This is a genomic window from Streptomyces sp. M41 (genome assembly GCF_043673425.1).
Lineage (GTDB): Bacteria > Actinomycetota > Actinomycetes > Streptomycetales > Streptomycetaceae > Streptomyces.
The window spans coordinates 1-13,101 of record NZ_JBIMKE010000055.1 but is presented as its reverse complement, the minus strand read 5'-3'; the positions used below and the strand labels follow the sequence as shown (position 1 = coordinate 13,101).

Annotated in this window: 12 protein-coding genes; 10 read left to right on the top strand and 2 right to left on the bottom strand. The window is 71.6% G+C overall.

The features are described from left to right. Positions 1–250 precede the first annotated feature (250 nt). Positions 251–1,882: a phospho-sugar mutase gene (locus ACHBTE_RS35375; RefSeq protein ID WP_394729806.1), complete on the top strand. Its 1,632-nt coding sequence runs from the start codon at positions 251–253 to the stop codon at positions 1,880–1,882. 406 nt (positions 1,883–2,288) lie between these two features. Continuing rightward, entirely contained in the window at positions 2,289–3,389 is a 1,101-nt protein-coding gene (locus ACHBTE_RS35370) for a mannosyltransferase family protein (RefSeq protein ID WP_394729808.1), read from the top strand. Between the two features lie 13 nt (positions 3,390–3,402). On the opposite strand, the gene ACHBTE_RS35365 is transcribed toward ACHBTE_RS35370, so the two are convergent. Continuing rightward, complete coding sequence (locus tag ACHBTE_RS35365) at positions 3,403–4,095, bottom strand: PH domain-containing protein (RefSeq protein ID WP_394729804.1); 693 nt, start codon at positions 4,093–4,095, stop codon at positions 3,403–3,405. Between the two features lie 141 nt (positions 4,096–4,236). Between ACHBTE_RS35365 and deoC the strand changes: the two genes are divergently transcribed. The 5 genes from deoC to ACHBTE_RS35340 all read left to right on the top strand — a co-directional run bounded on the left by deoC (position 4,237) and on the right by ACHBTE_RS35340 (position 8,796). Then, positions 4,237–5,205 (top strand): deoxyribose-phosphate aldolase, encoded by a 969-nt coding sequence (deoC, locus tag ACHBTE_RS35360; protein ID WP_394729802.1) that lies wholly within the window; start codon positions 4,237–4,239, stop codon positions 5,203–5,205. 5 nt (positions 5,206–5,210) lie between these two features. Further along, on the top strand, positions 5,211–6,647 hold the full coding sequence (locus tag ACHBTE_RS35355) for an aldehyde dehydrogenase family protein (RefSeq protein ID WP_394729800.1): 1,437 nt from the start codon (positions 5,211–5,213) through the stop codon (positions 6,645–6,647). After that, positions 6,640–7,566: an aldehyde dehydrogenase family protein gene (locus ACHBTE_RS35350; RefSeq protein WP_394729798.1), complete on the top strand. Its 927-nt coding sequence runs from the start codon at positions 6,640–6,642 to the stop codon at positions 7,564–7,566. The genes ACHBTE_RS35355 and ACHBTE_RS35350 overlap by 8 nt, the downstream gene beginning before the upstream one ends. Positions 7,567–7,750: 184 nt before the next feature. After that, a complete protein-coding gene (locus ACHBTE_RS35345; RefSeq protein ID WP_394729796.1) occupies positions 7,751–8,386 on the top strand; it encodes a uridine kinase in 636 nt (211 codons plus the stop codon). 59 nt (positions 8,387–8,445) lie between these two features. Beyond that, on the top strand, positions 8,446–8,796 hold the full coding sequence (locus tag ACHBTE_RS35340) for a DUF6281 family protein (protein ID WP_394729794.1): 351 nt from the start codon (positions 8,446–8,448) through the stop codon (positions 8,794–8,796). Positions 8,797–8,990: 194 nt separating this feature from the next. Here ACHBTE_RS35340 and ACHBTE_RS35335 read toward each other — a convergent pair whose 3' ends face one another. Further along, entirely contained in the window at positions 8,991–9,749 is a 759-nt protein-coding gene (locus tag ACHBTE_RS35335; protein ID WP_394729792.1) for a SigE family RNA polymerase sigma factor, read from the bottom strand. 266 nt (positions 9,750–10,015) lie between these two features. Here ACHBTE_RS35335 and afsQ1 point away from each other — a divergent pair, with 266 nt between their 5' ends. From afsQ1 to ACHBTE_RS35320, 3 genes are read left to right on the top strand one after another with little or no spacing between them, the layout of a single operon-like run. Next, the gene (gene afsQ1, locus ACHBTE_RS35330) at positions 10,016–10,693 is read left to right on the top strand and encodes a two-component system response regulator AfsQ1 (protein WP_037886857.1); all 678 of its coding nucleotides are present in this window, start codon (positions 10,016–10,018) and stop codon (positions 10,691–10,693) included. Beyond that, positions 10,690–12,267, top strand: coding sequence for an ATP-binding protein (locus tag ACHBTE_RS35325; RefSeq protein ID WP_394729789.1), 1,578 nt, complete (start codon positions 10,690–10,692; stop codon positions 12,265–12,267). The genes afsQ1 and ACHBTE_RS35325 overlap by 4 nt, the downstream gene beginning before the upstream one ends. Beyond that, complete coding sequence (locus tag ACHBTE_RS35320; protein WP_394729787.1) at positions 12,267–12,878, top strand: hypothetical protein; 612 nt, start codon at positions 12,267–12,269, stop codon at positions 12,876–12,878. The genes ACHBTE_RS35325 and ACHBTE_RS35320 overlap by 1 nt, the downstream gene beginning before the upstream one ends. The last annotated feature ends 223 nt before the right edge of the window (positions 12,879–13,101 follow it).

Here is a 13,101-nt window from a genome sequence, read left to right as displayed (position 1 = left end):
CCCCCCCCCCCCCCCCCCCCCCCCCCCCCCCCCCCCCCCCCCCCCCCCCCCCCCCCCCCCCCCCCCCCCGCCCCACAACCCACCGCAGGCGCTACGCACGCCCCCACCGAACCGGCACAGGCGCCGCAGGCATCAAGGCGAACCCCCACCGAACTCGCACAGGCGCCGCAGGCATCAAGGCGAACCCCCACCGAACCGGCACAGGCGCCGCAGGCACCCGCACCACCGACAACGAGAGGCTGACCCCGACGTGCACGACGACCTCATCGCCCGCGCCCAGGCATGGCTCGCCGAGGACCCGGACCCGGAGACCCGCGACGAGCTCGCCAAGCTCATCGACGCCGGGGACACCGAAGAGCTCACCGCACGCTTCAGCGGCACCCTCCAGTTCGGCACCGCCGGCCTGCGCGGAGAACTCGGCGCCGGCCCCATGCGCATGAACCGTACGGTCGTCATCCGCGCCGCCGCCGGTCTCGCCGCGTACCTCAAGAAGCAGGGCCACGACGACGGCCTCGTGGTCATCGGCTACGACGCCCGCCACAAGTCGGAGGACTTCGCGCGCGACACCGCCGCCGTGATGACCGGCGCCGGCCTCCGCGCCGCCGTACTCCCGCGGCCCCTGCCCACCCCGGTCCTCGCCTACGCCATACGGCACCTCGGCGCCGTCGCCGGCGTAGAGGTGACCGCCAGCCACAACCCGCCCCGCGACAACGGCTACAAGGTGTACCTCGGCGACGGCTCCCAGATCGTGCCGCCCGCGGACATCGAGATCGCGGAAGAGATCGCAGCCGTCCCGTCCCTCACCGTCGTCCCGCGCCCCACCGAGGGCTGGGACACCCTCGGCGACAGCGTCCTCGACGCCTACCTCGCCCGCACGGACGCGGTCCTGTCCCCCGGCTCCCCCCGCACCGCCCGGACCGTCTACACGGCGATGCACGGCGTCGGCAAGGACGTCCTCCTCGCCGCATTCGCCCGCGCCGGCTTCCCCGCCCCCGTCCTGGTCACCGAGCAGGCCGACCCCGACCCCGACTTCCCGACCGTCGCCTTCCCGAACCCGGAAGAGCCCGGCGCGATGGACCTAGCCTTCGCCAAGGCCCGCGAGACCGACCCGGACCTCGTCATCGCCAACGACCCGGACGCCGACCGCTGCGCCGTGGCCGTCAAGGACGACGGCGCCTGGCGCATGCTGCGCGGCGACGAGGTCGGCGCACTCCTCGCCGCCCACCTGGTCAACCGCGGAGCACAGGGCACGTTCGCCGAGTCGATCGTCTCCTCCTCCCTGCTCGGCCGGATCGCCGAGAAGGCGAACCTCCCCTACGAGGAGACCCTCACCGGCTTCAAGTGGATCGCCCGCGTGGACGGCCTGCGCTACGGCTACGAGGAGGCCCTCGGCTACTGCGTGGACCCGGAGGGCGTACGCGACAAGGACGGCATCACGGCGGCGCTCCTGATCACCGAGCTGGCCTCCGTCCTCAAGTCGGAGGATCGCACCCTGCTCGACCTCCTCGACGACCTCGCCGTGGAGCACGGCCTGCACGCCACGGACCAGCTCTCAGTCCGGGTCCAGGACCTGTCGGTCATCGCCGACGCCATGGGCAGGCTGCGCGAGCAGCCCCCGACCGAGCTCGCCGGCCTGGCCATCACCCGAGCCGAGGATCTCACCCAGGGCACCGACACGCTCCCGCCCACCGACGGCCTGCGCTACACCCTCGAGGGCGCCCGTGTCATCGTCCGCCCCAGCGGCACCGAGCCCAAGCTCAAGTGCTACCTGGAGGTCGTGGTCCCGGTCGCGTCCCACGCCGACCTCCCGGCCGCCCGCACCAAGGCGACCGAGCTGCTGGCAACGATCAAGCAGGACCTGTCGGCCGCGGCAGGCATCTGACCCGTCCACGGCCTTCGTCCACGGCCCCCGGCCGTTCCGGACCGATCGCGACCCCGACGGGATGCCTCACCCGGAGGCATCCCGAGGCATCCCGTCGAACGACAACACCCCATCGGGTGATTTCTCCATACTGGTTGACGCGGGCTCCACGCCCCGCCCAGCCACCCGGGCAACGGTGGAGCGGTAGTGAACGCACCACCGATCCGCCTGGAGCCACGCCGTGTCCTCGACCGAATCCCGGCCGACACCCCGAGCGACCCCCGCCCCCGACACCGGCCACCACTCCGGCACCCCACAGCCACAGCCGAAGCCACAACCGAACCCCCAGCCACAACCGAACCCGCAGCCACAGCCGAAGCCAAAGCCACCCCCACCCCCACGCACCGCCCCCACCACCAAGCGCCTCCTGCACGCACTACGCCACGCGAGCCCCGCCCTCCTCGCCTACCTGGCCGTCCGCAGCACAGGTCTGCTGCTCCTCACCGTCTGGGCGCACCGCCAACAGCACGGCGTCTGGCCGCTCCTGGCGACGCAGTGGGACAGCGACTGGTACCTCGGCATCGCCGACCACGGCTACGCGCACGAGCTCGGCACCGGGCCCAGCTCCAACAACCTCGCCTTCTTCCCGCTGTACCCCGTCCTGGTCAAGGCGGTCGCGGTGATCACGCCGGGCACGCGCGCGAGCACCGGCCTCGCCCTCGCGGTGATCGCCTCGTTCGTGGCGGCGTGGGGCGTCTTCGCCGTAGGAGACCGCCTGCACGGCCGCCGGGTCGGCGTCATCCTGACCGCCCTGTGGGCGGCGTCCCCGGTCGGCCTGGTGCAGTGGATGGCCTACACGGAGTCCCTGTTCACGGCACTCGCGGCCTGGGCGCTGTACGCCGTCCTCACCGGCCGTCTCCTCACCGCGGCCTGGCTCGCGGCGCTCGCGGGCCTGACCCGCCCGACGGGCGTAGCGGTGGCCGCGGCGGTCACCGTGGCCGCGCTGCTCGCTCTGCGCCGGCGCTTCCGGGCCCGCACCCTCACGGCGGCCGTGCTCGCACCGCTCGGCTGGTGCGCCTACCTCGCCTGGGTGGGCCTGCGCCTGGGCCGCTGGGACGGCTACTTCGCCGTGCAGCGGCTGTGGCACAACGAGCTGGACGGCGGCCTGGAGACGCTGCGCCAGATGCGGCGGCTGCTGGTGTACGACCCGACGCCGGAGCTGTTCCTGCTCCTGGTGACGCTCACGATGATGGCGTCGGTGGTGCTGTTCGGGCTGTCGGTCGCGGACCGGCAGCCGGTACCGCTGCTGGTCTTCACGGCCGTGATGCTGGCCATCGTCCTGGGCAGCGGCGGCGTCTACTTCCCGCGCGCCCGTTTCCTGCTGCCCGCCTTCCCCCTGCTGCTCCCGCCGGCCCTGCACCTGTCCCGGGCCTCCCGCCGCCACCGCACACTGACGCTGGCGGCGGCCGTCGCGGGCTCGGCGTACTGCGGCGCGCACATGGCGCTGGTGTGGTGGGGCGCGCCCTGACCCCGGACCCCGCTCAGCCCGTCGCCAGCAGGATCACCAGCAGCACGGCCCCGGCGAGGGCCGGCCCCGCCACCTCGTAGGCCCAGCGCACGGTCACCTGGCCCTGCGCGGACTCCGCGCCCTGCCGGTGTTCGAGCAGTTCCCGCAGGTCGTCCATGACCTTGTCGGTCTCGGCCCGCATCGGCCCGTCGACGTCGACATCGCCGCGCGGCGCCCCGAACCCGAGTCCGCCGAACCCGGGGCCGCCCATCCCACGGCCCCCGCGCTCCCCCCGGGCCGCCGCGCCTCGCTCCGAGGCGGCCCGGGCCGTCCGGCGCGCCGCCTTCTTGCGGGCCCGCAGTGACACCGGGACCGCCCAGAGCTGGTACTTGGCGCCGGACTCGGCCACGACCTCGTTCGAGTAACCGGACCGCAGGCCCGCGACCCGCGCCCAGGGCAGCACGATCACGCGCAGCGGGTTGCGGATGCGCAGCCGGTCCTCGTTGGCGTAGACAGCGGGGCGCAGGGTGAAGGCGGACACCAGGGGAACGATGAGGATCAGCGCCGCGAGCGCGATCCACTGCGTACGGCCCTCACCGCGCAAGAGTGCGTCGACGCCGAGCCAGAGCACGATGACCAGCAGGGCGACGCCGCCCACGATGCCCATGGGAGAGCGGTAGACGCGGTCCTTCGCGGTGGGGTCCGGGGTGTGCTCGGGGGTCGTCATGGGGCCGATTCTGCCGCATGCCCGCGGGGCTCGGGCGAACGCCCGTTCGTCGCACGGATCATCCTCCCGCGGCCACTTTGCGATCCACGGATCCGACTCCCCGGGGTGTACAGCCGCTACGCGCGTAGATATGCTCGTCTGGTGACCATGCCCACCAATGCATCTGCCGCAGCGCACCCCCTCTCGGACATCACCTCGTCCGACAGCACGCTGCGCCGCTTCCTCCACGGGCTGCCCGGCGTCGACGCGGTCGGCCTGGAGGCGCGCGCCGCGTCCCTCGGCACCCGTTCCATCAAGACGACCGCCAAGGCGTACGCCATCGACCTCGCCATCTCGATGGTCGATCTGACGACGCTGGAAGGCGCGGACACCCCGGGCAAGGTCCGGGCGCTCGGCGCCAAGGCGGTCCGTCCCGACCCGACCGACCGCACCACGCCGGCGACAGCCGCCGTCTGCGTCTATCCCGACATGGTGGCCGCCGCGAAGGAGGCGGTCGCCGGATCGACCGTGAAGGTCGCCTCCGTCGCCACCGCGTTCCCCGCGGGCCGGGCCGCGCTCGCCGTCAAGCTGGCGGACGTGCGCGACGCCGTGGCTGCGGGCGCCGACGAGATCGACATGGTCATCGACCGGGGCGCGTTCCTCGGCGGGAACTACATGAAGGTGTACGACGAGATCGTCGCCGTGAAGGAGGCCTGCGGGACCGCTGCCCGCCTCAAGGTCATCTTCGAGACCGGCGAGCTCTCGACGTACGACAACATCCGGCGGGCGAGCTGGCTCGGCATGCTGGCGGGCGCCGACTTCATCAAGACGTCCACCGGCAAGGTCGCCGTGAACGCCACCCCCGCGAACACCCTCCTCATGCTGGAAGCGGTGCGCGACTTCCGCGCCCAGACCGGCATCCAGGTCGGCGTGAAGCCGGCCGGCGGGATCAGGACGTCCAAGGACGCCATCAAGTTTCTTGTACTGGTCAACGAGACCGCCGGCGAGGACTGGCTGGACAACCACTGGTTCCGCTTCGGCGCCTCCTCGCTTCTGAACGATCTGCTGATGCAGCGCCAGAAGCTGGCCACCGGCCGCTACTCCGGCCCCGACTACGTGACGGTGGACTGATCACCATGGCATCGGTATTCGAATACGCACCGGCCCCCGAGTCCCGCTCGATCGTCGACATCGCGCCCTCCTACGGCCTGTTCATCGACGGCGAGTTCGTCGAGGCGGCGGACGGCAAGGTCTTCAAGACCGTCTCCCCGTCCACCGAGGAGGTCCTCGCCGAGATCGCCCAGGCCGGCGAGGCGGACGTGGACCGCGCCGTGAAGGCCGCCCGCAAGGCCTTCGTGAAGTGGTCGGCGCTGCCCGGCTCGGAGCGCGCGAAGTACCTGTTCCGCATCGCCCGGATCATCCAGGAGCGCAGCCGTGAGCTGGCGGTCCTGGAGACGCTGGACAACGGCAAGCCGATCAAGGAAACCCGGGACGCCGACCTCCCCCTGGTCGCCGCGCACTTCTTCTACTACGCGGGCTGGGCCGACAAGCTGGAGCACGCGGGCTTCGGGGCGAACCCGCGCCCGCTCGGCGTCGCGGGCCAGGTCATCCCCTGGAACTTCCCGCTGCTGATGCTGGCCTGGAAGATCGCCCCGGCCCTCGCGACCGGCAACACGGTCGTGCTGAAGCCGGCCGAGACCACCCCCCTCTCGGCCCTGTTCTTCGCGGACATCTGCCGCCAGGCCGGCCTGCCCAAGGGCGTCGTCAACATCCTTCCCGGCTACGGCGACAGCGGTGCCGCGCTCGTCGCGCACCCGGACGTGGACAAGGTCGCCTTCACGGGCTCGACGGCCGTCGGCAAGGAGATCGCGCGGACCGTCGCCGGTACGCACAAGAAGGTCACCCTGGAGCTGGGCGGCAAGGGCGCCAACATCGTCTTCGACGACGCCCCGATCGACCAGGCGGTGGAGGGGATCGTCAACGGCATCTTCTTCAACCAGGGGCAGGTCTGCTGCGCCGGCAGCCGTCTCCTCGTCCAGGAGTCGATCCAGGACGAGCTGCTGGAGTCCCTGAAGCGCCGTCTGTCGACGCTCCGTCTCGGCGACCCGCTGGACAAGAACACCGACATCGGCGCGATCAACTCCGAGGAGCAACTCACCCGCATCACCTCGCTCGTGGAGCAGGGCGAGGCGGAGGGCGCCGAGCGCTGGTCGGCGGCCTGCGAGATCCCGACGGCCGGCTACTGGTTCGCCCCGACGCTCTTCACGAACGTCACCCAGGCGCACACCGTCGCCCGCGACGAGATCTTCGGCCCCGTCCTGTCGGTCCTCACCTTCCGCACGCCGGACGAGGCTGTCGCCAAGGCGAACAACAGCGCGTACGGCCTGTCGGCGGGCATCTGGACGGAGAAGGGGTCGCGGATCCTCGCCGTCGCCAACAAGCTCCGCGCCGGCGTGATCTGGTCCAACACGTTCAACAAGTTCGACCCCACCTCGCCGTTCGGCGGCTACAAGGAGTCGGGCTTCGGCCGCGAGGGCGGTCGCCACGGCCTGGAGGCGTACCTCGATGTCTGACAAGTCCGAGCAGCAGCGCCTGAGCGTCTTCAAGACCTACAAGCTGTACGTCGGCGGGAAGTTCCCGCGTTCCGAGAGCGGCCGGGTGTACGAGGTGACGACGAAGCCATCAGCCGCCGACGCGGCGGGCAAGGGCAACTGGCTGGCGAACGCGCCCCTGTCGTCCCGCAAGGACGCCCGTGACGCCGTGGTCGCCGCGCGCAAGGCGTTCGGCGGCTGGTCCGGCGCGACGGCGTACAACCGGGGCCAGATCCTCTACCGCGTCGCGGAGATGCTGGAGGGCCGGCGCGAGCAGTATGTGCGCGAAGTCGCCGACGCCGAGGGCCTGTCGAAGTCGAAGGCGGCGGCGCAGGTCGACGCCGCGATCGACCGCTGGGTCTGGTACGCGGGCTGGACCGACAAGATCGCCCAGGTGGTCGGCGGCGGAAACCCGGTCGCGGGCCCGTTCTTCAACCTGTCCTCCCCCGAGCCGACCGGCGTGGTGGCCGTCCTGGCCCCGCAGGAGTCGTCGTTCCTGGGTCTGGTCTCGGTCGTGGCGCCGGTGATCGCGACGGGCAACACGGCGATCGTGGTCGCGTCCGAGAAGTCACCGCTCCCCGCCCTCTCCCTGGGCGAGGTCCTGGCCACCTCCGACCTGCCCGGCGGTGTGGTCAACGTCCTGTCCGGCCGTACGGCGGAGATCGCGACGCCGCTGGCCGCGCACCAGGACGTCAACGCGATCGACCTCGCGGGCGCCGACGAGGTGCTGGCGAAGGAGCTGGAGATCGCGGCGGCCGACAACCTCAAGCGCGTCCTGCGTCCACAGCCTGTGGACGACTGGGCCGCCGCTCCCGGCATCGACCGCATGACGGCGTTCCTGGAGACCAAGACGGTCTGGCACCCGACGGGTTCGCTGGGCGCGTCGGGCTCGTCGTACTGACACCGGCCCACAGACCAGAGGGCCGTGCCTCCTCTCCGTCCGGAGGAGACACGGCCCTCTTCCTCTGCCGCTCCGCGCAGGTCCGGTGCCACCGCTCGACGGTCGACGCCGGAATGTGACGCGCGCTTCATTCGCGGTCCACCGGGTCGTTCCCGGCCCGGGCCATGCCTCAGACTGGTGTCCCGTGAGTTCCCCATCGCCCATACCGACGCGAGTCGTGCTGCTCTGCGGCCCTTCCGGCTCCGGCAAGTCCCTTCTCGCCGCTCGCTCCGGGCTTCCGGTCCTGCGACTCGACGACTTCTACAAGGAGGGCGCCGACCCGACCCTGCCGCAGGTCCCCGGGAGCTCCGACATCGACTGGGACCACCCCGACTCGTGGGACGCGGACACGGCCGTGGCCGCGATCGTCGAGCTGTGCCGCACGGGCCGTACGAAAATCCCGGTGTACGACCTCTCCCTCAGCGCCCGCACCAGCGCGGAGGCCGTCGACATCGGGCGGACCCCGCTGTTCATCGCGGAGGGTGTCTTCGCCGCCGAACTGGTCACCCGCTGCCGGGATCTCGGCGTCCTGGCCGACGCCCTGTGCCTGAGCCGCGGCCCCGTGAAGACCTTCCGCCGCCGCTTCCTGCGCGACCTCAGGGAGGGCCGCAAGTCGGTGCCCTTCCTGCTGCGCCGGGGCTGGCGCCTGATGCGTCTGGAGCGCTCGATCATCGCCCGCCAGACCGCCCTGGGCGCCTACGCCTGCGACCGCGACGAGGCTCTCGGCCGCCTCACCGCGGCAGCAGCGGGCCGCCGCCCGGCGGCGACACCGGCGGCGTGAACGCTGACGGCGTCTGCTCCGTCGTAGGACCGCAAGACGGTCCCGTGGGAAGGAAAGCGATGACGACTGCTCTCCCGGCCGGTAGCCGGCTGCTCATGGCGTCGCTGCTCCTCGCGACGGCTGTCGGCTGCGCGGAGCCGGGCGCCACGGGCGCTGCCGCCGAGGCTTCGTGCGCGTACGTGGTCAGCTACGACAGCCGCACCTACCAGGACGTGGCGAACGTCGACTTCACCGTCGGCGGGAAGCTGGGCACCGCCACCGTCCTGGCGTGCGACGACACCCCGCACGACCCCGGGGGCTCCGTCCCGGAGCAGCGGATCACGGCGTACCAGATTGACGGTATGGACCCGTCCGTCGCCGTCGCGGTCGGCGACACGCCCGCCGAAGCGCGCCTGGTGAAGGTGCGCTGAGCGCACAGCGAAGCGGGACTGGACGGACCCCCCGGCCCTCCAGCCCCGCTCTCGTTGCGCTCCACCGTTTCCCCCGTGGTGGAGCATCCCCCGTTTCCCCCGTTGGCCCCTCGGCGGCCCCCCAGCCACCGCGGGTCCCCCCACTTCTCACCGCTCCCCGGTTCCTTCCCCCCGGATACGGTCCCCCCGGACCCTCAGGCGACAAGCTCCCCGAAGGCGTCCTCCTCGTCACGGCCGAAGCTGAGGACCTCGTCCTCGCGCAGCCGGCGGAGCGACCGCCAGATGCTGGACTTCACCGTGCCGACACTGATGTCGAGGATGTCCGCGATCTCCGGGTCGGTGCGGCCCTCGTAGTAACGCAGGACCAGCATCGTCCGCTGGAGCTCGGGAAGCCGGGCGAGCGCCTGCCACAGGACCGCGCGCAGCTCGGTGCCGCGCATCGCGTCCGTGTCGCCGGCCGTCTCCGGCAGTTCCTCGGTCGGGTACTCGTTCAGCTTGCGGCGGCGCCACGCGCTGATGTGCAGATTGGTCATCGTCCGCCGCAGGTATCCCCCGACGGCCGCCTTGTCACTGATCCGGTCCCAGGCCCGGTACGTCGAGAACAGCGCGCTCTGGAGCAGGTCCTCGGCCTCGAACCGGTCACCGGTCAGGTGGTAGGCAGTGGCGTACAGGGAGGCGCGGCGCTCCTGGACGTAGGCGGTGAACGCCGCTTCGGCATCTACCGTCTCCGACAGCGAGCGACGCCGCTCCCCCGAGTCCTCCCTGTACGCGCTTCCCCCGTGCGTTTCCCCCGTGAAACCGTCAACCACCGTCATGTACGCGGTGTGCTGACGCCCGGTGCCGCGAGCGCACCCGCGCCCTCCCCCACCGGACTTCTCGGAACCCCGGCCCCCGTGCACGTCGTGCAGACGCGTGATCACTGCGCTGGTGCTGGTGCCGTGCAGCGTGTTCATCTCGCGCCCCCCGTCGTGGACTTCCGGTGTTCTGATCGTGCGTCTCGCGGTCTTGCGACTTGCTGTCCTGCCTGTGCCGAAAAGCTTGCCCGGGCACCTTCATGGCCGTGTCCGCCGACTGTCACAGACCTGTCACAGGGGCCCTCGTCCGAGGTCACCCACGGTTCGGGCACGGTGCCGGCACCGTCGGCAGCGCTACGCGCACGTACCCCTACTGCTCGTACAGGTGTCGAAAGACCACCCCCGCATGGGCCAGAATGTGCCCCGTGCCTTCCCTGTTGCTGATCGAGGACGACGACGCCATCCGCACGGCCCTGGAGCTCTCACTGACCCGCCAGGGACACCGTGTGGCCACCGCTGCCACCGGCGAGGACGGCCTGAAGCTGCTGCGTGAGCAGCGGCCGGACCTGATCGTGCTGGACGTGATGCTGCCCGGCATCGACGGGTTCGAGGTGTGCCGCCGCATCCGGCGCACCGACCAGCTGCCGATCATCCTGCTGACCGCGCGCAGCGACGACATCGACGTCGTGGTCGGACTGGAGTCCGGCGCGGACGACTACGTCGTCAAACCCGTGCAGGGGCGTGTCCTGGACGCCCGGATCCGGGCCGTGCTGCGGCGCGGGGAACGGGAGTCCAACGACGCGGCTACCTTCGGCAGCCTGGTCATCGACCGCGCGGCGATGACCGTCACGAAGAACGGCGAGGACCTCCAGCTGACCCCGACCGAGCTGCGGCTGCTGCTCGAACTGAGCCGCCGGCCGGGCCAGGCCCTGTCCCGCCAGCAACTCCTGCGCCTCGTCTGGGAACACGACTACCTCGGCGACTCCCGCCTGGTCGACGCCTGCGTCCAGCGGCTGCGCGCCAAGGTCGAGGACGTCCCGTCGTCCCCCACCCTCATCCGTACCGTCCGTGGTGTCGGCTACCGCCTGGACGCGCCTCAGTGACCAAGGCGCAAGGGGGTTTCCGCGGCTGGGTCGCGGCTCGCAAGGGAGCGTGGTCACGGCTGCGCTTCACCAGTCTTCGACTGCGCCTGGTGGTCGTCTTCGGCCTCGTGGCGCTCACGGCCGCCGTGTCCGCGTCCGGCATCGCCTACTGGCTCAACCGCGAGGCGGTGCTCAAGCGCACCCAGGACGCGGTGCTGCGTGACTTCGAGCAGGAGATGCAGAACCGCGCGGGCCTGCTGCCCCGGCAGCCGACGCAGGACGAACTCCAGCACACGGCCGGGCAGATGGCCAACAGCAGCCAGCGCTTCAGCGTGCTGCTCGTCGCCCAGGACGCCGACGGCAGCCCCGTGTTCGGCAGCTCCGGCGGCCTGGACGGCTTCACGCTCACGGACGTGCCCAAGTCACTGCGCACGGCGGTGAACGACAAGCAGCAGGTCAACTCCTCCAACAAGTCCGAGTACCACCTGTACTGGCAGCGGATCTTCGACAACGACACCCCGTACCTGGTCGCCGGTACCCGGGTGATCGGCGGTGGTCCGACCGGCTACATGCTCAAGCCCCTGGACCAGGAGGCCAAGGACCTCAACTCCCTGGCCTGGTCGCTCGGCATCGCCACGGGCCTCGCCCTGATCGGCTCGGCGCTGCTCGCGCAGGCCGCCGCCACGACCGTACTGAAGCCCGTCCACCGCCTGGGCGTCGCCGCCCGCCGCCTCGGCGAGGGCAAGCTGGACACCCGCCTGAGGGTCTCCGGCACGGACGAACTGGCCGACCTCTCGCGGACGTTCAACAACGCCGCCGAGGCCCTGGAGAAACGGGTCGCGGACATGGCCTCCCGCGACGAGGCGTCCCGCCGCTTCGTGGCCGACATGTCCCATGAGCTGCGCACGCCCCTCACGGCGATCACAGCCGTGACGGAGGTCCTGGAGGAGGAACTCGAAGCGGAGTCCGGCTCCATGGACCCCATGATCGAACCCGCCGTACGCCTGGTGGTCAGCGAGACGCGCCGCCTCAACGACCTGGTCGAGAACCTCATGGAGGTCACCCGCTTCGACGCCGGCACGGCACGCCTGGTGCTCGACGACGTCGACATCGCCGACCAGATCACCGCCTGCATCGACGCCCGCGCCTGGCTGGACGCGGTGGACCTGGACGCCGAGCGCGGCATCATGGCCCGCCTGGACCCCCGCCGCCTGGACGTCATCCTCGCCAACCTCATCGGCAACGCGCTCAAGCACGGCGGCTCCCCGGTCCGGGTCGCGATCCGTGTGGCGGACGACTCGATCGTCATCGACGTACGCGACCACGGCCCCGGTATCCCCGAGGACGTCCTCCCCCACGTCTTCGACCGCTTCTACAAGGCCAGCGCCTCCCGCCCCCGCTCCGAGGGCAGCGGCCTCGGCCTGTCCATCGCCCTGGAGAACGCCCACATCCACGGCGGCGAGATCACCGCCGCCAACTCCCCCGAGGGCGGCGCGGTGTTCACCCTGCGCCTGCCCCGGGACGCCTCCAAGCTGACCGAAGACCACGAGGGCGACGACAAGGGGACGGGCGCCACGAAGAAGGGGGACGCCTGATGCCCAGCCGGGTACGCCACCTGCTGGCACTCTCCGCCGTGGCCGCGACCGCGCTGACCGGATGCGGCATACGGTCCACCGAGGTACCGACCGACTTCGGCCCCGCCCCCTCACGCGTGCACTGCTCCCTCTCCGAACCGAACGTCTCGACACAGGCCGCGCGGGGCCTGCCGGTACAGGTGTTCCTCCTCTGCGGCTCCCAATTGGTCGCCGTCGAACGCACGGTACGAGTACCGGACGGCACGGCCGACTCGGAACGCCGCGTCCTGGTGGCCCAGGGCCTGCTCGACGAACTGGACGCCACACCGAGCCCCGACGAGAAGGAAGCCGGCTACACCACGGACGTCCGCGGCGCCATGACCGTCACCGGCCCCCGCCCCGGCGACCCCGAAGAGGCCCTGCGCCTGAGCACACCCCCCAACGACCTCACGTCGTACGCCCTGGCCCAGATCGTCTGCACCTTCTCCGACTCGACGGCCGCCGAGGGCGACGGCTCGGTCATCCTGGGCGGCCCGGCATCCACACCTCTGCGCCGCTACGAGTGCACGGACGAGGTCCGAACAAGACCGGGCAGCAACGAGCCCCCGTCAACAGAGATCACGACCCCATGACCCACCCGCAGCACCCCGCACGGCCGTAGCCCTACCCGCGCAAGCTCGACGACCACGCATCCCACGGCGGGCGCGCACCCCACGGCGGGTCAGCCGCGTACGGCGGCGAGCAGCCCCCGCCGGCGCGCACCCCGTACGGCGGGGTTGCCGCGTACGGCGGGAAGGGGCCGGGGTGGGGGGTGTCCGCCCGCAGCGGCCGGCGTCAAGAACCGCACCACTCATC